This is a genomic window from Streptomyces sp. NPDC002734 (assembly GCF_040295685.1).
Classification (GTDB): domain Bacteria; phylum Actinomycetota; class Actinomycetes; order Streptomycetales; family Streptomycetaceae; genus Streptomyces.
This window is the reverse complement of record NZ_JBEOVU010000039.1, coordinates 36,071-56,977: the sequence shown is the minus strand read 5'-3', so window position 1 is coordinate 56,977 and position 20,907 is coordinate 36,071. Positions and strand designations below refer to the sequence as shown.

17 protein-coding genes are annotated in these 20,907 nt (G+C 74.0%); 10 read left to right on the top strand and 7 right to left on the bottom strand.

Annotation, left to right across the window (positions count from 1 at the left end; genetic code table 11):
• Positions 1 to 250 precede the first annotated feature (250 nt).
• A complete protein-coding gene (locus ABT026_RS27810; RefSeq protein WP_351117909.1) occupies positions 251 to 1,123 on the top strand; it encodes a DeoR/GlpR family DNA-binding transcription regulator in 873 nt (290 codons plus the stop codon).
• Positions 1,124 to 1,145: 22 nt separating this feature from the next.
• On the opposite strand, the gene cds1 is transcribed toward ABT026_RS27810, so the two are convergent.
• A complete protein-coding gene (cds1, locus tag ABT026_RS27805; RefSeq protein ID WP_351117908.1) occupies positions 1,146 to 2,273 on the bottom strand; it encodes an L-cysteine desulfhydrase Cds1 in 1,128 nt (375 codons plus the stop codon).
• Positions 2,274 to 2,557: 284 nt separating this feature from the next.
• On the opposite strand from cds1, the gene ABT026_RS27800 reads away from it, so the two are divergent.
• From ABT026_RS27800 to ABT026_RS27790, 3 genes are all read left to right on the top strand, one after another.
• Positions 2,558 to 2,977: a hypothetical protein gene (locus tag ABT026_RS27800; RefSeq protein ID WP_351117907.1), complete on the top strand. Its 420-nt coding sequence runs from the start codon at positions 2,558 to 2,560 to the stop codon at positions 2,975 to 2,977.
• A gap of 172 nt (positions 2,978 to 3,149) precedes the next feature.
• On the top strand, positions 3,150 to 3,704 hold the full coding sequence (locus tag ABT026_RS27795; RefSeq protein WP_351117906.1) for an ATP-binding protein: 555 nt from the start codon (positions 3,150 to 3,152) through the stop codon (positions 3,702 to 3,704).
• Between the two features lie 212 nt (positions 3,705 to 3,916).
• Positions 3,917 to 5,185, top strand: coding sequence for an outer membrane protein assembly factor BamB family protein (locus tag ABT026_RS27790; protein ID WP_351117905.1), 1,269 nt, complete (start codon positions 3,917 to 3,919; stop codon positions 5,183 to 5,185).
• Positions 5,186 to 5,325: 140 nt separating this feature from the next.
• On the opposite strand, the gene ABT026_RS27785 is transcribed toward ABT026_RS27790, so the two are convergent.
• A complete protein-coding gene (locus tag ABT026_RS27785) occupies positions 5,326 to 7,467 on the bottom strand; it encodes a M4 family metallopeptidase (RefSeq protein ID WP_351117904.1) in 2,142 nt (713 codons plus the stop codon).
• A 179-nt stretch (positions 7,468 to 7,646) separates the two neighbouring features.
• Here ABT026_RS27785 and ABT026_RS27780 point away from each other — a divergent pair, with 179 nt between their 5' ends.
• Entirely contained in the window at positions 7,647 to 10,391 is a 2,745-nt protein-coding gene (locus tag ABT026_RS27780) for a helix-turn-helix transcriptional regulator (RefSeq protein ID WP_351117903.1), read from the top strand.
• Between the two features lie 28 nt (positions 10,392 to 10,419).
• Here the strand turns inward: ABT026_RS27780 and ABT026_RS27775 are convergent, their stop codons facing one another.
• Positions 10,420 to 11,661, bottom strand: a complete 1,242-nt coding sequence (locus tag ABT026_RS27775; protein ID WP_351117902.1) for an ROK family protein — start codon at positions 11,659 to 11,661, stop codon at positions 10,420 to 10,422.
• A gap of 87 nt (positions 11,662 to 11,748) precedes the next feature.
• Here ABT026_RS27775 and ABT026_RS27770 point away from each other — a divergent pair, with 87 nt between their 5' ends.
• Complete coding sequence (locus ABT026_RS27770) at positions 11,749 to 12,936, top strand: methyltransferase (protein ID WP_351117901.1); 1,188 nt, start codon at positions 11,749 to 11,751, stop codon at positions 12,934 to 12,936.
• Between the two features lie 40 nt (positions 12,937 to 12,976).
• Here the strand turns inward: ABT026_RS27770 and ABT026_RS27765 are convergent, their stop codons facing one another.
• Positions 12,977 to 13,876, bottom strand: a complete 900-nt coding sequence (locus ABT026_RS27765; protein WP_351117900.1) for a class II fructose-bisphosphate aldolase — start codon at positions 13,874 to 13,876, stop codon at positions 12,977 to 12,979.
• Positions 13,877 to 13,933: 57 nt separating this feature from the next.
• On the bottom strand, positions 13,934 to 14,827 hold the full coding sequence (locus ABT026_RS27760; RefSeq protein WP_351117899.1) for an SIS domain-containing protein: 894 nt from the start codon (positions 14,825 to 14,827) through the stop codon (positions 13,934 to 13,936).
• Positions 14,828 to 14,902: 75 nt separating this feature from the next.
• Between ABT026_RS27760 and ABT026_RS27755 the strand changes: the two genes are divergently transcribed.
• Positions 14,903 to 15,676 (top strand): maleylpyruvate isomerase family mycothiol-dependent enzyme, encoded by a 774-nt coding sequence (locus tag ABT026_RS27755; protein WP_351117931.1) that lies wholly within the window; start codon positions 14,903 to 14,905, stop codon positions 15,674 to 15,676.
• 93 nt (positions 15,677 to 15,769) lie between these two features.
• Entirely contained in the window at positions 15,770 to 16,333 is a 564-nt protein-coding gene (locus ABT026_RS27750) for an SUKH-4 family immunity protein (RefSeq protein WP_351117898.1), read from the top strand.
• 138 nt (positions 16,334 to 16,471) lie between these two features.
• On the opposite strand, the gene ABT026_RS27745 is transcribed toward ABT026_RS27750, so the two are convergent.
• Entirely contained in the window at positions 16,472 to 17,194 is a 723-nt protein-coding gene (locus tag ABT026_RS27745) for a TetR/AcrR family transcriptional regulator (protein WP_351117897.1), read from the bottom strand.
• A 148-nt stretch (positions 17,195 to 17,342) separates the two neighbouring features.
• On the opposite strand from ABT026_RS27745, the gene ABT026_RS27740 reads away from it, so the two are divergent.
• The gene (locus ABT026_RS27740) at positions 17,343 to 17,831 is read left to right on the top strand and encodes a nitroreductase family deazaflavin-dependent oxidoreductase (RefSeq protein WP_351117896.1); all 489 of its coding nucleotides are present in this window, start codon (positions 17,343 to 17,345) and stop codon (positions 17,829 to 17,831) included.
• Positions 17,832 to 17,933: 102 nt separating this feature from the next.
• Here ABT026_RS27740 and ABT026_RS27735 read toward each other — a convergent pair whose 3' ends face one another.
• Positions 17,934 to 19,130 (bottom strand): geranylgeranyl reductase family protein, encoded by a 1,197-nt coding sequence (locus ABT026_RS27735; protein ID WP_351117930.1) that lies wholly within the window; start codon positions 19,128 to 19,130, stop codon positions 17,934 to 17,936.
• A 305-nt stretch (positions 19,131 to 19,435) separates the two neighbouring features.
• Here ABT026_RS27735 and ABT026_RS27730 point away from each other — a divergent pair, with 305 nt between their 5' ends.
• Positions 19,436 to 20,791: a dipeptidase gene (locus ABT026_RS27730; protein WP_351117895.1), complete on the top strand. Its 1,356-nt coding sequence runs from the start codon at positions 19,436 to 19,438 to the stop codon at positions 20,789 to 20,791.
• Positions 20,792 to 20,907: the final 116 nt, after the last annotated feature.

Sequence of the window (20,907 nt, the reverse complement as noted above, 5' to 3'; positions counted from 1 at the left end):
ATGCGGTGCTCCGCCCGTGGGATCTCCGTTCCCGCACCGCCTCAACCCTTCGTGACCGAATCTCCCCCCGATCGGGTGAGTGCGGTGATCCGGCGGCGCAGTCGGTCGTCTGACCGTGCTTCGGCGTGTCGTGCGAGGATGGAATGTCGCCGGGCCCGGTGCCGGCGCGGGAAACGCCTGGTCACAGCGCCCGAGGGGTGCGGCCGGGGGCGCGGGAGCGGCCGCGCGGGAGAAGGGACGAGGGGTAGAGGTGGCTGAGCGGCAGAACCTCCTCGCGGAGCAACGGCGGGCGCTGATCCTGGACGAGGTCCGGCGCCGCGGCGGGGTGCGGGTGAACGAGCTGACCCAGCGGCTCGGCGTGTCCGACATGACGGTGCGCCGTGACCTGGACGCGCTGGCCCGCCTGGGCGCGCTGGAGAAGGTGCACGGCGGCGCGGTGCCCGTGGAGGGCACGGAGCCCACCGGGCACGAGCCGGGCTTCGAGGAGAAGACCGGCCGGGAGCCCGCCGCCAAGGAGGAGATCGCCCGCGCGGCCGCCTCGCTGGTGACCCCGGGCTCCGCGGTGGCGCTCTCCGGGGGCACGACCACCTACGCGCTGGCCCGGGTGCTGGCCGGGGTGCCGGACCTGACGGTGGTCACCAACTCGGTGCGGGTGGCCGACGTGCTGCACACCGGCGGCGCCGTGGACGGGGCGGAGGCCACCGGGCCGACCGTGGTGCTCACCGGCGGCGTGCGCACGCCCTCCGACTCCCTGGTCGGCCCGGTGGCCGACCGGGCGATAGCCGCGCTCCACTTCGACCTGCTGTTCCTCGGCGTGCACGGCATCTCGGTGGAGGCGGGGCTGTCCACCCCGAACCTCGCCGAGGCGGAGACCAACCGGCGGCTGGTGGCCTCAGCCCGGCGCGTCGTGGTGGTCGCCGACCACACCAAGTGGGGGACGGTGGGACTGAGTTCCTTCGCCTCGCTGTCCGAGGTGGACGTCCTGGTGACCGACGCCGGGCTGCCCGCGGTCACCCGCGCCGAGCTGTCCGAGCTGCCGCTGCGGCTGGTGGTGGCCGGGGAGGAGGACGCCGCGCCGCAGGAGGGCGCGGCGGAGACCTACCGGGCACCCCGCGCGGGCTGAGGCGCCCGGCCGTCCCGGCCGCTCACTGCGGCCAGACACCCGTGCTGATCACCCGTTCCAGCACCTGCGTGTACGGGCCGATCTCCAGCCCCTGCTCGGCCAGCCAGGCGTCCGAGTAGTACTTGTCGAGGTAGCGGTCACCGGGGTCGCAGAGCAGCGTCACCACGCTGCCCGAGCGTCCCGCGGCCACCATCTCCGCGACGATCTTGAGGGCGCTCCACAGTCCCGTGCCGGTGGAGCCGCCCGCCTTGCGGCCGATGACCCGCTCCAGCGCGCGCACCGCGGCCACGCTCGCCGCGTCCGGCACCTTCATCATCCGGTCCACCGCGCCGGGCACGAAGCTGGGTTCCATGCGGGGGCGCCCGATCCCCTCGATGCGGGAGCCGCCCTCGCAGACCGGCTCGGGCTCACCGGTCGTCCAGCCGTCGAAGAACACCGAGTTCTCCGGGTCCGCGACGCAGATCCGCGTGTCGTACTGCATGTAGTGCACGTAGCGGGCCAGCGTCGCCGAGGTGCCGCCGGTGCCGGCGGTGGCGACGATCCAGGCGGGCACCGGGAAGCGCTCGAGCTCCAGCTGGCGGAAGATCGATTCGGCGATGTTGTTGTTGCCCCGCCAGTCGGTGGCGCGCTCCGCGTAGGTGAACTGGTCCATGTAGTGGCCGCCCGAGTCCGCCGCGAGGCGCGCGGCCTCCTCGTACATGCGGCGCGGGTCGTCCACGAAGTGGCAGCGACCCCCGTGGAACTCGATGAGCCGGCACTTCTCAGCACTGGTGGTACGCGGCATCACCGCGATGAAGGGCACGCCGATGAGCCCCGCGAAGTAGGCCTCCGAGACGGCGGTGGAACCGCTGGACGCCTCGATCACCGGGCGGCCGGGGCGGATCCACCCGTTGCACAGGCCGTACAGGAAGAGCGAGCGGGCGAGCCGGTGCTTGAGGCTGCCGGTGGGATGGGTCGACTCGTCCTTGAGGTAGAGGTCGATGTTCCACTGCTCGGGCAGCGGGAAGCGCAGCAGGTGGGTGTCGGCGGACCGGTTGGCGTCGGCCTGGACCCGGCGCACCGCCTCCTTCAGCCAGGCGCGGTAGGTCACGTCGCTGCGGTCGACGTCCAGCGTGGCGTCGGCGCCGGAAAGGGGGGCGGGGCTGGGCATGGGAGCTCTCCTCGAACGGCCCGGCAGCGCCGGGAGCCCCGATCATAGACATCTGACTCACGCTTCTCACCTGCATAAACGCACCTTTGGAGTCCTCAAGCACGGCCTTGGGAGCGCGCCGGGGACAGGGGGCGCACAACCGCCGGTCCTGACCCGGCCGGCGTGCCGCGCGCGCCGCGCCCCGGTCCTCCCGGGGCTCTGGCGTCCGGCCCCATGTCCGGGCAGACTGCTCGTAGGGGGTGCAACGGGACGCAGCGGACAAGCGCGAAGGGTGGGGCGTCACCATGCCGGAGCCGGAGTTCACCGCCACGGAGGAGTTCCTCCCGGCAGGGCCCGACGAGGCGGAACAGCCGGGGGGCCAGGACGAGTTCACCGCGACGGGCGTGCGGATCGAGCGGGGCCTGCGCTCGCTGACCCGCGCCGGCCAGGTGCGGGTGCGGGGCGGGCTGGTCGAGCTGCTCAGCAGCGGAGGGAGGGTCCTCGCCTCGGCGCCCGCGAGGAAGGCCCGGCTGCTGCGGATGAGGTTCGGGCGGGCCGACCGCGTCCTGCTGGAGCTGGGCGGCGCCCGCTACATCCTGACGCTCCGTGACGAGGACGCCGACCACGGGCTCGCCGAGAAGCACGCGAAGCCGCGGCCGGAGGGCGCCGAGTCCCCGGCGGCACGCTTGGCGAGGACGGTGCGTCTGGCCGCCCGACCCCACTGAACAGGCCCGATCGCCCTCCGCCAGGGCGCGCGCCGGCCCAGCGGGATGCCGCGAGTTGCGGCGGTGCGAGCGCTGGGTCACGCTGTTCTCACGTCACTCTGGGTTTACCGGCGACTACGCTGACACCCGGTCGTCGCCATCTTCCGGACCTCTACGTCGGGGAGTTGCAGCCGTGATCAGTCACCCGAGCAGACACTGCGCGGTGGAGCTCCAGGCCCTGCCGTCGCGGATCGGACAGGTCCGCAGAATCGTCTCGGCACAATTGCGCTACTGGCATCTGGACTCCCTCATCGAGCGGGCCTCGCTCGGTGTCACCGAACTGCTGACCAACGTCCACCGGCACGCCCGGCCGGACAAGACCTGCACCGTGCGGCTCGAGCTCCTGCTCGACCGGCTCACCGTCTCGGTGCACGACCACGATCCCCAGCTCCCGGTGGTGGGGGACGCCGACTCCCTGGCCGAGTCGCTGGCCACCTGCGGCCGGGGCCTGGCGATGATCGCCGCGCTCAGCGAGAGCTGGGGCGCGCGCCCGGACGGCGATTCCGGCAAGGTCGTCTGGTTCACCCTCCCCGCCGCGGACGACGTCCCCCGGGATCCGCTCCCGCAGCCGACCCTGGTCGACGTCGTGCCCCCCGGAACGCCGCCCCTGACGGAGCCGGAGCCGGCCCTGGTCGAGGTCGTCGTCACCCCCTCCCCCGCTCCCGCCCGTTCGGCCGTTCCCGGCTGACCCGGCGGTGACCCGGTGGGCGGGCGGCGTGCGCAGGCGCCGCCCGCCCTCCGCCGGGTCGGCGGCGCGTGACAGGTCCGGCACGTTTGCCACGGCCCTGTCCCGATCGGGTATCCGGCACCGGCGATCCGGCGTGCCACCTCTACTGTTCCCCGTGATCCGCCGTGGTCTCCTCACGGCGGGCCTTCCTGCGCACGAAGGAAACGGGGAACATGAACGAGCATCCTCACGGCCGCCCCGCGGTGTCCGGCTTCCGCGCCTCGGCGCCCTCGCGCCGCGGTCTGCTGCGTCTCGCCGGCGGCGGTCTCGCCCTGGCCGCGCTCGGCGGGGCGGCCACCGGCTGCCGTGCCGAGGACGAGGGCGGCACGTCGGGCGGCGGCTCGGCGAAGCCCTCCGGGGACGCGGGCAAGGGCAACGGCAAGGGCAAGGACCGCCCGGGCGACGGCGCCCCGGAGCCCCGCTGGCAGGCGGAGACCACCGCGCAGGCCATGGGCGTGGTGCAGGCGCTGGTGGTGGCGGACGGCGTGGTCATAGCCACCGGCGACCCGCTCAAGGGCTACGACGCGGCCACCGGCAAGGAGCTCTGGTCCCGCGAGGAACTGACCGTACCGGGCGCGCAGATGCTGCTGGGCGACGGCACCCTGTACCTGGCGAGCGGGCAGTACGACGGCGATGTCGTCGGCATCGACCCGGCCACCGGCAAGGAGACCTGGCGCAGCCGCCTGGGCGGCGACTACGGCGACCCCCGGGTGGTCGCCGTGGACGACACCCAGGTGTACGTGATCGCCGAGGTGGTGGAGGACGGTGAGCTCACCCGCCGGAACGTGATCGCGGCGATCGACACCGCCTCGGGCCGGCCGGTGTGGAAGGAGCGGCGCGACGCCGGCACGGAGGAGCACGGCATCATCGCCGCCGTCCAGGGGCGGCACCTGGTCTACACCGACTACCGGAAGAACGTCACGGTGCGGGACACCGCCACGGGGCAGCAGGTGTGGACGCACAAGGTCGGCGAGTACAACTACCAGCGGTTCGGCCTGGCGCAGGGTGTGGTGATGCTCGCGGACGGCGGCAGGCTGCGGGCCTTCGACGTCGAGAACGGCAAGGAGCGGTGGACGCTGGCTGCGGAGGAGTTCACCAAGTTCGTCGGCCCGACCCTGCTGGACGGCGTCCTGTACGTCTCGGACACCAACCGCAAGCTGTTCGCCCTGGACCCGGCGACCGGCGACGTCGTCTGGGAGAACACCGGCCTCTCGGAGCGGGAGGCGACCAGCCCGTGGCACTTCGCGCTGGCCGGCGACGTCCTGTACGCGGCCACCGAACTCGACCCCCGCGGCGGCGTGTACGCGCTGGACGCCCGGACCGGCGACTACCTCTGGACGTACAACGACGGCTCCGGCGAGCTGGACGAGTGGTTCGTCACCACGGCCGAGGACGGCGTGTTCTGCCTCCACGGCAAGCGCCTGACCGCCCTTCCGGTCTGATCCCGAGGGCGGCCAGGGCGGACCGTGTCCGGCAGGTCGGCTCCGTTGCTCGTCGTGCACCGCGAAGCCGCGGTGGCCCCTGCGGCCGGAGCCCTGCTCGGGGCTCCGGCCGCAGGGGCGCCGGTGGGGAGCCGGTCGGGTCAGCCGATGGCGATCTCGTCGACCAGGAAGACGGTCGACAGATAGGCGTCCTCGGTGCCGGCGAATTCCAGCTTCACCGTCCGGCCCTTGTAGGCGGACAGGTCGACGGTCTTCTGCACGTACCCGGAGCTCGCGTCGGCGTTGGACCAGGTGGCCAAGGTGGTGCCGTCGACCTTGGCCTTGAGGGTGTCGTAGGCGGTGGAGCCGGACTCCTGGGTGCTGACCTTCAGCCAGAGGGTGAGCTTCGGGGCGCCGGTGGAGGGCACCGCGATGTTCGACTGGGACAGGGACTCGACCGCGGAGGTGCCGTAGCCCATCATCCAGGCGTACCAGGACCCGCCGCGCGCGGCCTGCAGCGCCGAGTTGGTGATGATGTTGTCGCTCTGGGTCCAGCCGCCGGTGCCCTGCTCGAAGCCGCCGTTGATCAGTGCGTTCCCGCTCGGGGGCGTGGTGGACGGCGAGGGGGTGGGGGTGCCCGTGCCGGTGCCGGGGTCGGGCAGTGCGGTGCCTACGCTGACGGCTGCCCAGGCCTTGGAGAGGAGGTACCGCTCCTGGGAGTTGGCGCCGTACAGGTCGGCGGCGGCCTGCAGGGTGGCGGTGCGGGCGCCGGCGTAGTTGGTGGTGGAGGTCATGTAGGCGCTGAGCGCCCGGTACCAGACGGCGGCGGCCTTGTCCTTGCCGATGCCCGCGAAGGTGTCGTTGTTGCAGGTGGTGCCGTTGTGCGAGCGTCCGCCGACGGTCTTCGCTCCGGTGCCTTCGGCGGCCAGGTAGAAGAAGTGGTTGCCGATGCCGGAGGAGTAGTGGACGTCCACCGAGCCGGCCCCGGAGTTCCAGCAGGACAGCGAGTTCCCGTCGGCGGCGGGGTTGTCCATGCGGCGCAGGTAGCCGCTGGACATGTTGGCCTTTTCGCCGATGTAGTAGTCGCCCGGGTCGCCGGCGTTGCCGGCGTAGAACTCGACCATGGTGCCGAAGATGTCGCTGGTGGCTTCGTTCAGACCGCCGGACTCGCCGGAGTAGTTGAGGTTCGCGGTGGCGGCGGTGACGCCGTGGGTCATCTCGTGGCCGGCCACGTCGAGCGCGGTGAGCGGGGTGTTGCTGTTCTGGGAGGAGCCGTCGCCGAAGAACATGCAGAAGCAGTTGTCGTCGTAGAAGGCGTTCACCAGGTTGGTGTCCACGTGGACGTACGCCGGGGCGCCGCGGCCGTCGTTGCGGATGCCGGAGCGGTTGAAGGTGTTCTTGAAGTAGTCCCAGGTCTTCGCCAGGCCGTAGGAGGCGTCCACGGCGGCGCTCTCGCGGCTGGAGTTGGTGCCGTTGCCCCAGGAGTTGGTGGTCCTGGAGAAGGTCCGGGCGTTCTGCTTCGGGTTCGACTGCGGGCTGTTGTACGAGTCGTAGATGATCGTGCCGCCGTGCGCGGCGTCGGTCAGGGTGTAGCCGCTGCCGGACTGGGTGGTCTCGATGGACACCTGGCCGACGGTGACGCCGTTACCGGTTCCCGTGACGCTCTGGTGCAGCTCGTACTGGTCCAGCGGCGCGCCGCTGGACGCGTCAACGATCACCGCCTCCCGCGAGGCCGGGCCGGTCTCTCCCTCACCGGTGACGGTCGAACGGTAGGCGAGGACGGGGAACTTGCCGGCCGCGTACACCACCAGGGTGCTGTCCTTGCTGCCGGCCTTGGCGTTCTTCACGTGCTTGGCGTGCTTCACGGCCTTGGCGGAGGCGGCGGCCGCCGTCAGCTTCGGCGTGGTGCCGGCGAGCCGGATCGCGCCCTGGTGCGCCAGGTCCGAGCCGGTCATCGTGCCGTCCTCGGCGAGGTGCACCACCAGGTCGCCGCCGATCACCGGCAGGCCTCTGTAGGTGCGGTCGTAGCGCACGTGCCGGGTGCCGTCGGCGTCGGTCAGCACGTCCTTGGCCACCAGGCGCTCGTCGGGGCCCAGGCCGAGTTCGCGGGCGGTCGCGGCCGCGCTCCGGTCGGCCGTGCGTATCGCCTCGCCGCGCGCGTCGGCCGTCATCGCCTCGAACCCGGCGTCGGGCCGGGCGGCGGGGGCACCGGCGGCCGCGGTGGACTGGGTGGCCACCACGGTCAGGGAGCCCAGGGCGAGGGCTGCCGCGACACCGGCGGCCACGGTCTTCTTGCGGTTCATCGCAATCCTCCCGCCGAGCCTCGTCGGGGAAATGCCACAGGACGTCATCTGGGGTGCGGGGGGCGTTCGGCAGCAGTTGGCTCGGCTGTGGCCCTGAGGCTAGGGACGCGGGGGGCGGCCGACATCAGGGCGATCCCTTGTCCTGGACCGGAGAAGCCCGGCGGGCGCACCATGGCCCGATGTCAGACTCTGCGACGTGGGCGGGCGCGTCTCCCGAGGCCCATCACGTGGTGCCGGTGGTTCCGGAAGACGTGCACGGCAACCGCCGGCTGGTCCTGTTCGGGCCGCCCGGCAGCGGCAAGACCACCGCGGCCGGGGCCCTCGGGCGACGGCTGGGGCTGCCCGTCCTGCGGCTGGCCCCGCGCCCGCAGGACGCCGAGGTTCCCTGTGCCGGGCTGCTCGAACTCGCGCTGGCCCTGCGGGAACTGCCTGCCGCACGGGAGCTGACGGCGGGACTCGACGAGGCCGCCGACCGGCCGAGCCCCCCGGACGACGGCGGTTCGGCCCTGCGGCTGCGCCACCGGACCGCCGCTCTGCTGCGGGAGGTACCACCCATGACGCTGGTGGTGGACAACGCCCAGTGGCTGGACGCGGCCAGCGTGGCCGTCCTGGGCTGGGCGCTGCGCCTGGCCCCGGACCTTCCCGTCGTCGTGGCCGAGCGCACCTGGCGCCCGGGGGCCGCGGGTCACTGGTGCGGGGAGGACGCGTCCGCGGTGCGCGTCCCTCCGCTGACGGCCCCGCAGGTCGGGACTCTGCTGTCCTCGTACCGGCTCGGCCCCGACGAGGTCACGCGCATCCATGCCCACAGCGGCGGGAACCCGGCGCTGGCCCTGGCACTCGCCCAGGCGCGCGGCCACGCCACCGCGGCGCCGGTCGTGTCGTACGCCGGGGACGACCCGGTTCTCCCACCCCCGGCCCGGCAGTTGGTGGGCGAATGGCTGGGAACCGTGTCGGAGGAGGTACAGGAACTGCTGACCTTCGCCGCGCTCGACGACCGGCCCGGCCTCGAGCTGCTGAGCGATCTCGCCGGTCCGGCGGCCGAAAGTCTCCTGGCCGAGGCCGAGGCAGCCGGACTCGTCGACCTCGGGGAGCCGGGGACGGTGCGGTTCACCGCCTCCGCGATCGGCGCCGAACTCGTGGCCCGGCAGCCGGGCCACGCGCGCCGGCTCCTGCACGCCCGCCTGGCCGAGGCCGGCCGTGACAGCGGCCGCCGCGACCTGCACACCGTGCTGGCGGCCGACGCCGCCGACCCGCGGTCGGCCCGCCGGGCCGCCCACCACGCCGCCCTCGCCGCCGGACGCGCGCGGCTGCGCGGGGAACACCAGCTCGCGGCCGAGCTGTCCCTCCTCGCCGCCGAGCGCACCCCGCACGACGACGGCGAGCTGCTCACCGAACGGGCCCTGACCGCCGTACGCGACGCCGCCCACTGCGGCGACCTCGCCCGCGGCCGGGCCGCCGCCCGCCTCGTCCTGGGCCACGACACCACTCCCGCCCAGCGCGTCGACGCGCTCATCGCCCTGATCGACGCGAGCGGCCAGGACCTGCACGGCGCGGACGAGGTGTTCGCCGACGCACTCCACGCGGCAGCCGGACACCCCGGCCTCACCGCGCGGATCGTCATCCGCCAGTCCATCTGGGCCAACGTCAACGGAGGCGACCCCCACCGGGCGTGTGCCCTGGCCGGCCGGGCCACCGCCCTCGCGGAGGCCGCCGACGACACCACCACCACCGTCATGGCCCTCACGATGCAGGCCCGCTTCCAGCGCATCCTCGGCCACCCGGAAGCCGAGACCACGCTCAGCCGCGCCCTGTCCCTGCCACGCACCGCCCCGATCCCGGTCAACGGGACGCCGCAGCACCTCGCCGCCCGGCACACCCTCTTCGACGACCGCCCGGACGAGGCCCGCGCCGCGCTGCTTCCCCTGCTCGTCGAGGCCGAGCGCACGGGAGACGCCGAGGCGCACGTGGACATCCTGCGCAGCCTCGCCGAGGCCGAACTCCGCACGGGACGGTGCTCCAGGGCGCTCGACCACGCCCACCGTGCCCAGGCGCTGACCGACGCGACCGCCCTGTCGCCCGCACCGGCCTGCTACACCTCCGCCCTCGTAGAAGGCACCGCCGGGCGCACCGACGTCGCCCTCGTCCACGCACGCCGCGGAGTCGACACCGCCCGGCGGGAGGACAACAAGGTCTTCCTCTCCCGGAACCTCTTCGCCCTCGGTCACCTCCTCCTGTCCGCCGGCCGTCTCAAGGAGGCCTTGGAGGCCCTGGAGGAGGTCCGCGCCCTGGAGGAGCTCCAGCAGGTCCGCGACCCGTCCGTCCTGCGCTGGCACCCCGAACTCGCCGAGACCCTCGTCGCCCTCGGCCGCCTCGACCAGGCGCAGAGCCTGCTGGACGACACCCGCTGCACCGCGACCGGCCTCGGCCGGGACACGGTCCTCCCTCCGCTCGAACGTGCCCAGGCGCTTCTGGACGCCGCCCGCGGCGACTACGACACCGCGCGCCGGCGCCTCACCGACGCAGCCGACCGCCTCCGCCATCTGCCCCTCGAACGTGGCAGGACCCTGCTGGCGCTCAGCCACACCGAGCGGCGCGGGCGCCGCCGGGCCGGCGCCCGTGCCGCCGCGCAAAGCGCCGCCGACCTCTTCACCGCCCACCAGGCGCACCCCTGGGCCCGGACCGCCGCGCACACCCTCAGCCGGCTGGAAGCCGGCCGCGTGGGCGGCGAGGCCCACTCCCGTCTCACCTCCGCAGAACAGCGCTGCGCCGAGCTGGCCGCCACCGGAGCGAGCAACCGCGACATCGCGATCGCCCTCACCGTCAGCGTCAAGACGGTCGAGGCGACCCTCACCCGCGTCTACCGCAAGCTCGGCCTGCACTCACGCATCCAGCTCGCACACACCGTCACACCGGCGCGCGAGTGACCCGCGCGGACGGCTCCGGAAGCCGCCGTCAGCCCTCCAGCACCGCCAGGGGGTCGTCGAACACCGGCTGCCAGGCCAGTTCGCCGGCCCCCACCAGGCTGTTGAAGGGCAGGGTGCAGCTCTGCAGCGGGACGGCGCCGCTCTGTCCCCACAGGCTGCGCCGGGCCACCACGGCGTGCAGCCGCTCCGGGTCGGCCTCGAGCAGGGCGCGGTGCAGCCCGCCGAGGATGATGCGGTCGGGGTTGAGGATGTTGACCAGTCCGGCCAGTCCCATGCCGAGCCGGTCGATGAGTGCCCGCGCCGCCTCGCGTACGGCCGGGTCGTGCGTGTAGCCGTCACGGATCAGGTCCTCCGCCTGCCGCAGCAGCGACCCCTCGGGCCCCGGCTCCCGCCCGAGCGCGGCGAGGAACGCCAGCGGATCGGTCTCCACGTCGAGGCAGCCGCGGCTGCCGCAGTGGCAGGGCCGCCCGCCCGGGTCGACGGTGAGGTGACCGACCTCCAGGGCGAGGCCCGAACTGCCGGTGTGCAGCCGCCCGTCCAGCACCAGGGCGCCGCCGACGCCCTGGTGGCCGGTGGCGACGCACAGCAGGTGGTCGGCGCCCCGGCCGGCCGCGTGCCGGTGCTCGGCGAGGGCCGTGAGGTTCATGTCGTTGCCGACGAAGACGGGGCCGTCGACGCCCGCGGTCCGCAGGCACTCGGCGAAGACGTCCCGCACCGGGGATCCGGCGGGCCAGGCCAGCAGGAGCGGGTTGAGCGCGACGCCGTCGGGCTCGGTGACCGCGAAGGGCACGGCCAGTCCGGCCCCGACGCACCGCCGTCCCGTCTCGCGCAGCAGGCGCGCACCCGCCTCCACGGCGACGGAGAGCAGCTGCGCGGGGTCCTCCTCGACCTTCAGGGCGCTGTGCGCGGTGGCGACGATCCGGCCGCCGAGGCCGACCAGGGCGGTGCGGTAGCCGTCGACGTGCACCTGTGCGGCGAGGACGACGGAGCCGTGCTCGGCGACCAGCAGCCGGTGCGAGGGCCGGCCCTGCGATCCTGCGGCGGCGACCGGGTGGGCGTCGACCTCGATCAGTCCCAGCGCCTCCAGCTCCGCTGCCACGGCACCGGCCGTGGCCCGCGTCACCCCGAGTTCCGAGGTCAGCACGGCGCGGGTGGGGGCCCGCCCGGTGTGGACGAGCTGCAGGGCCGGGCCGAGCGCGCCGCGCCCGCGGTCCAGCCGGGTCCGGGTCGTTCCCTCCCCCTCCGGGCGGGGGTCCGCGTTGCCGTTCATGCCGCCGAGTCTTTCATGATCCCCCGACGGTGGACCGCCGGACTGCCGGACGGCCTGACGTGGCGGCTCGGCTAGCCTGGACGCACGATGAACGACCGCTTCACCACCCCCTGGGCCGAGCTCGCCCTCTCCCGCTTCCCCCGGGACCCGCGTGACCGGCTGCGGGCCTGGGACGCCTCCGACGAGTACCTGCTGCGCCACCTCGCGGACGCCGCGCCCTCCGGGGGCGGGGCCGTGGTGGTCGTCGGCGACCGCTGGGGGGCCCTGACCACGGCGCTGGCGGCGCGGGCCGCGTGGGAGGGGGCGGTCACGGGCCGGGCCGGCGCTCCGGTCACCCAGATCACCGAGTCGTTCCTGACCCGCGAGGCCACCCGCGCCAATCTGGCCGCCAACGGCGTGGCCGGGGACGCCGTCACCCTGCTCACGACCCGTGACGAGCCGCCCCGGCGTGTCGACGTTCTGCTGGTGCGGGTACCCAAGAGCCTGGCGCTGCTGGAGGACCAGTTGCACCGGCTGGCGCCGGCCCTGCACGAGGACTCGCTGGTGGTGGGCACCGGCATGGTCAAGGAGATCCACACCTCGACGCTCGACCTGTTCGAGCGGATCGTCGGCCCCACCCGCACCTCGCTGGCCGAGCGGAAGGCGCGGCTGATCTTCGCCTCCCCCGCCCCCGCCGCGGACCGGGGGACGGACCCGTGGCCGCTGCGGTACGCCCTGCCGCAGGACGCCGCCCTGGTGGCGGGCCGCCCGGTGGTCAACCACGCGGGCGTCTTCTGCGCGGACCGGCTCGACATCGGCACCCGCTTCTTCCTCCAGCACCTGCCGACCGGTCCGGGTCTCGGGCGGGTGGTCGACCTCGGCTGCGGCAACGGCGTGGTCGGAACGGCGGTGGCGCTGGCCGATCCCACGGCCGAGGTACTGTTCACCGACGAGTCGTACCAGGCGGTGGCCTCCGCGGAGGAGACCTACCGGGCCAACGTGCCCGGCGGCGAAGCCTCGTTCAGGGTCGGCGACGGGCTGGAGGGCCTCCCGGCGGACAGTGCCGACCTGGTGCTCAGCAATCCGCCGTTCCACTCCCACCAGGCGACCACCGACGCGGTGGCCCGGCGGATGTTCCAGGGCGCGCGGCGGGTGCTGCGGCCCGGGGGCGAGCTGTGGATCGTCGGCAACCGGCACCTCGGCTACCACGTGAAGCTCCGGCGGGTGTTCGGCAACGCGGAACTCGTCGCCTCGGACCCGAAGTTCGTGGTGCTGCGGGCGGTCCGCCGCGGCTGACCTCCGTCGCGGTCCCGGTGGGGCCGCGGCCGGCCGCCGCTCAGTCCCGGGCGACGGCGGCCGGCGTCACGGCGTCCGCGCGGGCGCCGTCCGCCGTGATCACTTCCAGGTAGCGCACCACCGTCGCGGCCATGGCCTCCCGCCCGGGGGCGAGGTAGCGGCGCGGGTCGACCTGCTCGGGGTGCCGCTCCAGGTGGGCGCGCACGGCGCCGGTCAGGGCGACGTTGAGCGCGGTCCCCACGTTGACCTTGCCGATGCCTCCGGAGACCGCCGCCGCCAGTTCGCCGTCGGGGACGCCGGAGGAACCGTGCAGGACGAGCGGCACGTCGACCGCCTCGGCAAGCCGGGCCAGCAGGGCGTGGTCCAGGGCGGCGGTCCGGGTGGTCATGGCGTGGACGCTGCCGATCGCGACGGCCAGGGCGTCCACCCCGCACTCGGCCACGAACGCGCGGGCCTCGGCGGGGTCGGTGCGGGCTCCGGGCGCGTGGGCGTCCAGCGCGGGCGCGCCCTCCTTGCCGCCCACCTCACCCAGTTCGGCCTCCACCCACAGTCCTCGCGCGTGGGCCCGTCGGGCCGCCGCGCGGGTGGCGGCGACGTTCGCCGCGTGCGGGAGCCGGGAGGCGTCGTACATCACGGAGCTGAACCCGGCGTCCGCCGCCTGCCCCAGCAGGGCGTCGTCGGTGACGTGGTCCAGGTGCAGTCCCACCGGCACCTGGGCCGCGGCGGCCGCCGCCGCGGCGGCCCGGGCCAGCGGCAGCAGCCGCCCGCGGTGGAACGCCACGGCGTTCTCGCTGACCTGGACGATCACCGGGGAGCCGGCCCGGTCGGCTCCCTCGACCACCGCCTCGACGTGTTCCAGCGTGATGACGTTGAAGGCGGCCACGGCCCGGCGGACGGCGGCGGCCTCCGCGACCAGGTCACCTGCGGGTACCAGGGGCACGGCTCTCCTTACGGACGGCGAGGCGGGTGTGGAGCCGGGGCGTTCGGGCGGGGTCGTTCAGGCGGGTGCGTCGGCGAGGATCACCGAGCGGGTGAGGTGGCGGGGGCTGTCGGGGTCGAGACTGCGGGCGACGGCGACCGCGACGGCCAGCCGCTGGGCGCGGACCAGCTCGGCCAGCGGGTCGAGCCCCTCCGCCACCCAGAGCGCACCGGTGCCGCGTACCTGCTCGGCCAGGCCCGCCGGGGCCTCGCCGAGCATCCAGGTGGCGGTGGAGTGGGTGGAGACGCTGATGGGGCCGTGCCGGTACTCCATGGCCGGGTACGCCTCGGTCCACGAGAGCGACGCCTCGCGCATCTTCAGCGCCGCCTCGTTGGCGAGACCGACCGTCCAGCCCTTGCCGAGGAACGTGAACTGCGTGCGGTCCACGAGCCCTTCGGGCAACGGCGTGGCGAGCGCGGTCCGCGCGTCGGCGACCGCCTCCTCGGGGTGCAGGCCGAGGTGGGCGCGCAGCAGGGTGAGCGCGGTGGTGGCGAACCGGGTCTGCACCACGGACCGTTCGTCGGCGTACGCCAGGACGACGACCCGGTCGGCGGCCTCCATGACGGGGGTGTCGGGATCGGCGGTGACCGCGGTGGTGGGCACGCCGTCGGCGCGCAGCCGGGCCAGCAGGTCGAGCACCTCGGTGGTGGTGCCGGAGCGGGTCAAGGTCAGGACGCGGTCGTACCGGCGCCCGTGCGGGAACTCGGAGGCGGCGAAGGCGTCGGTCTCGCCCTGGCCGGCCTGTTCGCGCAGGGCGGCGGCGGCCTGGGCCATGAACCAGGAGGTGCCGCAGCCCACGATCGCGACCCTCTCCCCCGGGGCCGGCAGCGCCGCCAGGTGACCGGGCGCCTCGTCCGCCGCCCGCTGCCAGCACTCGGGCTGGGTGGTCAACTCGTCTTCGACATGCGTCACTTGCGCATCCCTCCACGGCGAGGCACGTAATGGCTGCACACTACAGCCGATCTCCGGCAAACTCATGGGATGGACATGGAGATCGTGGAGCACGTCGACATGCTGCGCCGGGAGGGCGAGTCGCTGGCGGCGGCCGCGAAGGAGGCGGGGACGGACGCGCCGGTGCCGACCTGCCCGGGATGGCGGGTGCGGGACCTGGTCCGCCACACGGGGGCGGTGCACCGGTGGGCGACGGCCTTCGTGGCCCTCGGGCTCACCTCGCCCCGGCCGATCGGGGAGCCCCCGGAGCTGGACGGCTCCGAGCTGCTCGCCTGGTTCGCGGAAGGGCACGCCGAGTTGACGCGGACCCTCGCCTCCGCCGACCCGGCCACCGACTGCTGGCACTTCCTGCGGGCCCCGTCCCCGGTGGCCTTCTGGGCCCGCCGCCAGGCACACGAGACCGCGGTGCACCGGATGGACGCCGAGGCCGCCCTCGGTGTCGAACCGGCGCTCGTCACGCCCGAGTTCGCGGTGGACGGGATCGACGAACTGCTGCGCGGCTTCCACGGCCGCCGGTCCAGCAGGGTGCGTTCCCCCGAGCCGAGACTGCTGCGGGTGCGGGCCACCGACGTGGCGGACGCGGTCTGGACGGTACGGCTCTCGCAGGAGCCGCCGGCGACCGTACGGGGCACGGACGGCGCAGACGGCGCAGACGGTCCGGACGGCGCGGCGTCCGCCGACCCGGACTGCGAACTGTCCGGGCCCGCGGCGCAGTTGTACGCCGCCCTGTGGAACCGCGCGCCGATCCCCTCGGTCACGGGGGACGCGGCCACGGCTGCGCTGTGGCGGGAGACCTCCGGGGTGGGATAGCGCCGAACCACACCTTGGCCCCGCTTCGGGGGGCGGGACCGGGAGCCACGTCTCGCGTTGCCACGGGTGGCGTGAGCGGCCAGACTCCTCTCCGTGCAGCGAGATGATCGGTTCGACCCGGAGCGGTTTCGCCGCGAGTGGCCGAAGGGCGACTTCTGGAGACTCAGGCGGTACACCCGTGGCGAGGTCGAAACGCTGCGTCTACCCGAACGGGATGTGGCCGTCCTGGCAGACGTCGGCATCCCGGAAGAGGCGGCCCCGTTTCTCGCTTTCGACGACCGGCGCCTGCCCTGCCCACTGGAGACCTGGGACTTCCCTGACGTGCCTGTCGAGGACCCCGATCCGTTCGTGGTGATCGGGTCCGACGGGTCGGCCAATCCCGTGGTGCTGGACCGGACACGGCCAGGTTTCGTACTGCTCGTCGATCGTGAGCGAGGCACCGGGGTCCACGTGTACAACACGAGCATTCCGCGGTTCCTCGCCTCGCTCCTGGCCTTCCGCGACTTCGTCGAACTCCGCGAGCGGACGTCCTCCCCGGCGACAGCGGCCCTCGAAGCGCTCACCGAGCGTCTTCAGGAGATCGACCCGGAAGCCTGGGGTGCGGAGTGCCTGTGGGCGGCTGAGACAGAGGCCCAGGCGGAGTTGCTCGGCGGCTGATCGCTCACCGCTTCACACGCCGGGCGGCCCTCGGTCTTTGGAAGTGAAGACCGGTGTGTCTTCGCGCTACGCCGCCGTACCGGGCATTTTCGGACCGGCTGGGCGACCGCACCGTGCCGCGAAGTCGCGGAGCGCCCCTCACGCGTCCGGGGTGGCTCCCGGGAAGGCGATTCCCGTCTCGTGGGCGAGGCGGGCGGCGGCGTGGCGGAAGAAGGCGGCGCGGTCCTCGACGACTCGGTGGAACTGGCCGAAGAGTTCGAAGCCGATCAGGCCGAACAGCTCCGCCCAGGCGGCGACCAGCGCGACCGTCGTCTCCGGCGGCAGGTCGGGTGCCAGGTCCGCGGTCATCCGCACCGCCTCGGGGCGCAGCCCTTCCGGCAGGGGGGTGCGCGAGAGTCCGGAGGGACCGCGGTGGGCGTCGCGGGTGATGCCGATCAGGAGCAGCCCCACCCGTGCCGCGGCGGGCACGGTGGTCTGGGGCGCCTGGTAGCCGGGGACGGGGGTGCCGTAGATGAGGGCGTACTCGTGGGGGTGGGCCAGTGCCCACGCGCGCACCGCCTCGCACACCGCGACCCACCGGTCGACGGGCGCCGCACCCGGGGCGGCGGCCGCTTTCGCCTCGGCGGCCTCCGCGGCGGCGCCGAGCGAGTCGTAGGCGTCGATGATCAGGGCGGTGAGGAGGTCGTCGCGGCTCGGGAAGTAGCGGTAGACGGCCGACGAGGCCATCCCCAGTTCCCGGGCCACCGCCCGCAGGGAGAGCTTGGCCGCCCCCTCGTCGGCGAGCCGGCGTCGCGCCTCGTCCTTGATCGCCGCGGTGATCTCCCGTCGGGCACGGGCCCGGACTCCCTCTGTCGCGCTCATGATCCGAGTGTGCCACAGAAGGAGAGCAGTGCACACGTTCGAGAACGGCGCTCCAAAACGAGAGCACCGCTCTTGCTTTTAGGGGTCGGCGGAGCGCACACTGTTCTCAACCGAGAGCACTGCTCTCACTTCTCCGGAGGGGTCCCTCATGCGCAAGGACGACCAGCAGCCCACGCCCGGCACCACCCCCGCCACCCCCTACTACTTCCAGGCCGGCCCCGTGGCCGCACGCTTCAATGCGATCGTCGGCTGGCTGGCCCGGCACGGCGTCAGTCTGATGGGCAGCGCGGAGCTCTCGGTGCGCGGCAGGAAGAGCGGCGCCATGCAGCGCATCCCGGTGAACCCCTACCGGCACGACGGCGAGCAGTACCTGGTCTCCGCCCGCGGGCACTCCCAGTGGGTGCGCAACATGCGCGTGGCCGGCGGCGGCGAACTGCGGGTCGGACGCGAGGTCCGCCGTTTCACCGCCGCCGAACTGCCCGACGACCAGAAGGTCGCCGTGCTGCGCGGCTACCTCGACAAGTGGGGCTGGGAGGTCAACCAGTACTTCCAGGGGGTCACCGCGACCTCGACCGACGAGGAGCTGGCCGCCGCCGCCTCCGACCACCCGGTCTTCCGGATCACGGTCACTGCCTGAAGCGACCGTCCGACCGAGCCACCGGGCTCCGGGCCGGCTGACCCCTCGGTCCGGAGCCCGGTGACCCGGACGGTCGCCCGCTCCTGAACCCGCGTGTGCGGGCTACCGCTCCAGCCGCAGAAGCACCCGCTGCGCCATCGGGTGGGTGCGGACCAGCTCGGCCAAGGTGGTCGCCCCGCGCGTGATGTCGGCGAACGCCCGCCACGCGGGCCGGAACCCGACGATCGCGGCGTGGAAGAGCCCCGGCCGGCGTTCGAAGAGGGCCATCAGGTTCCGGCCGACGCTCATCTCGACGCCCAGCCCGGCCTTGACCGCGAAGGCGTAGTTGAGCGACTCGCGCCGTACGTCCACCGCGTCGGCGGCCTCGGCGATCCGCACCGCCCAGTCGCCGGCCAGCCGGCCCGACCGCAGCGCGTAGGAGATGCCCTCGCGGGTCCACGGCTCCAGCAGTCCGGCCGCGTCGCCGCAGACCAGCACCCGGCCCCGGGAGAGCGGGGAGTCGTCGGTGCGGCAGCGGGTGAGGTGACCGGAGGAGAGGGCGGGTTCGAAGCCCGCCAGGCCGAGCCGGCCGATGAACTGCTCGAGGTACCGCTTGGTCGCCGCCCCGTCGCCGCGCGCGGAGATCACCCCGACGGTGAGGGTGTCGCCCTTGGGGAACACCCAGCCGTAACTGCCGGGCAGCGGGCCCCAGTCGATCAGGACGCGTCCCCGCCAGTCCTCGGCGACCGTCTCCGGCACCGGGATCTCGGCCTCCAGGCCGAGATCCACCTGCCCGAACTTGACGCCGACGTGGGCGCTGGTCCGGCCGGCACTGCCGTCGGCGCCGACGACCGCGCGGGCCAGCACCGTCTCGCCGCCCTGGAGAACCACGGCCACCGTGCGCCGGTCGGGCACCGTCGGTCCGTGCTGTTCCATGCGGGAGACCGTGACGCCGGTGCGCAGTTCGGCTCCGGCCTTCTGCGCGCTCTCCACGAGCGCGTGGTCGAACTCGGGGCGGTTGACGAGCCCGAAGAGCATCCGGCGGGAGCGGCGGGTGCGGGTGCGGCGGCCGTCGTGCGAGAAGGTGACCGCGTGCACGCGGTCCTGGAAGGGGACCTCGAAGCCGGGCGGCAGGGCGTCCCGGGAGGGGCCGATGATGCCGCCGCCGCAGGTCTTGTAGCGCGGTAGTTCCGCCTTCTCCAGCAGCAGCACCCGCCGTCCGGCCACCGCCGCCGCGTAGGCCGCGGACGCCCCGGCCGGTCCCGCGCCCACCACGACCACGTCCCAGACGCGGTCCTCGCCGCCGGTCCGTCCGGTCAGGTCCGCGGAGTCCGCGGGCTCCGCCGGGTCCGACGAGGTGCTTCCGCCGTTCTCACCGTTCTCGCCGCTCACGATGGCCAACCGCTCCCGATCACCAGTCAGATGCCTGCCGCACTGTCCAGAGCATCCTACGGCTGCGATCGCCGCAGGCCACTGTGGGAGTATCGACGGCGCGGACCGGTGCCACTCGCGCCCGTCCGCCGCCTGCGAGGAACCGCCCGCCCGCGAGGACGGCGGCGCAGGGCCCGCCCGCCGGACCCGCGCGGACGGGTCGAGTGAGACCCGAGAGTTACGAGGAGCCCGCCATGTCGTCGAACCCGGTCGCCGCGACCGTCGCCTCGCTGATGCCGAGGGCGAAGGAGGAACTCGCCGAGCTGGTCGCCTTCAAGTCGGTCGCCGACTTCGAGCAGTTCCCCCGCGGCGAGAGCGAGGGCGCCGCGAACTGGGTGGCCGACGCGCTGCGCGCGGAGGGATTCCAGGATGTCGCGCTGCTCGACACCCCGGACGGCACGCAGTCCGTCTACGGCTGTCTGCCCGGTCCCGAGGGCTCGCGCACCGTCCTGCTGTACGCGCACTACGACGTCCAGCCGCCGCTGGACGAGGCCGCCTGGGTCACCCCGCCGTTCGAGCTCACCGAGCGCGACGGCCGCTGGTACGGGCGCGGCGCGGCCGACTGCAAGGGCGGCGTGATCATGCACCTGCTGGCGCTGCGGGCACTCAAGGCGAACGGCGGCGTGCCGGTCACCGTGAAGGTGATCGCCGAGGGTTCGGAGGAGCAGGGCACCGGCGGCCTGGAGCGGTACGCCGAGCAGCACCCCGAACTGCTGGCCGCGGACGCGGTCGTGATCGGCGACTCGGGCAACTTCCGGGTGGGCCTGCCGACCGTGACGACGACCCTGCGCGGCATGACGCTGGTGCGCGTGCAGGTGGACACCCTGGAGGGCAACCTGCACTCCGGGCAGTTCGGCGGCGCGGCCCCGGACGCGCTGGCGGCGCTGGTCCGGGTGCTGGACTCGCTGCGGGCCGAGGACGGTTCGACGACCGTGGACGGCCTGACGGGCGACGCGGAGTGGGAGGGGCTCCAGTACGACGAGGAGCAGTTCCGTGCCGACGCGAAGGTGCTGGACGGTGTCGGTCTGATCGGTTCGGGCACGGTCGCCGACCGGATCTGGGCGCGGCCGGCGGTCACCGTGCTGGGCATCGACTGCCCGCCGGTGGTCGGGGCGACGCCGTCGGTGCAGGCGAGCGCGCGGGCGCTGGTGAGCCTGCGGGTGCCGCCGGGCGTGGACGCCGGTGAGGCCGGGAAGCTGCTGCAGGCCCATCTGGAGAGCCGCACGCCGTGGGGCGCCCGGGTCGCCGTCGAGCGGATCGGGCAGGGCCAGCCGTTCCGGGCGGACGCCGGCAGCCCGGCGTACACGGCGATGGCGCGGGCCATGGCGGTGGCGTACCCGGGCCAGGAGATGCAGTTCGCCGGTCAGGGCGGTTCCATCCCGCTGTGCAACACGCTGGGGACGCTCTACCCGGAGGCGGAGATCCTGCTGATCGGTCTCAGCGAGCCGGAGGCGCAGATCCACGCGCCCAACGAGAGCGTCTCCCCCGAGGAGCTGGAGCGGCTGTCGGTCGCCGAGGCGCTCTTCCTGCGGGAGTACGCGGCGGGCTGAGCACCCGTCACCACCGGACCGACGGCCCCCCGCACAGGTGCGTGGGGCCGTCCGTGGCGTCGGCGGCGGGGGACTTCCGGCGGCGCGGGCCCGGCAGGCGAAGGGCTTCCCGCAGC

Coding starts and splice junctions, on each gene's coding strand:
- ABT026_RS27770 (WP_351117901.1), top strand. CDS start 11,749: ATGAACGACCGCTTCACCACCCCCTGGGCCGAGCTCGCCCTCTCCCGC.
- ABT026_RS27790 (WP_351117905.1), top strand. CDS start 3,917: ATGAACGAGCATCCTCACGGCCGCCCCGCGGTGTCCGGCTTCCGCGCC.
- ABT026_RS27800 (WP_351117907.1), top strand. CDS start 2,558: ATGCCGGAGCCGGAGTTCACCGCCACGGAGGAGTTCCTCCCGGCAGGG.
- ABT026_RS27740 (WP_351117896.1), top strand. CDS start 17,343: ATGCGCAAGGACGACCAGCAGCCCACGCCCGGCACCACCCCCGCCACC.
- cds1 (WP_351117908.1), bottom strand. CDS start 2,273: ATGCCCAGCCCCGCCCCCCTTTCCGGCGCCGACGCCACGCTGGACGTC.
- ABT026_RS27755 (WP_351117931.1), top strand. CDS start 14,903: ATGGAGATCGTGGAGCACGTCGACATGCTGCGCCGGGAGGGCGAGTCG.
- ABT026_RS27745 (WP_351117897.1), bottom strand. CDS start 17,194: ATGAGCGCGACAGAGGGAGTCCGGGCCCGTGCCCGACGGGAGATCACC.
- ABT026_RS27730 (WP_351117895.1), top strand. CDS start 19,436: ATGTCGTCGAACCCGGTCGCCGCGACCGTCGCCTCGCTGATGCCGAGG.
- ABT026_RS27785 (WP_351117904.1), bottom strand. CDS start 7,467: ATGAACCGCAAGAAGACCGTGGCCGCCGGTGTCGCGGCAGCCCTCGCC.
- ABT026_RS27775 (WP_351117902.1), bottom strand. CDS start 11,661: ATGAACGGCAACGCGGACCCCCGCCCGGAGGGGGAGGGAACGACCCGG.
- ABT026_RS27780 (WP_351117903.1), top strand. CDS start 7,647: ATGTCAGACTCTGCGACGTGGGCGGGCGCGTCTCCCGAGGCCCATCAC.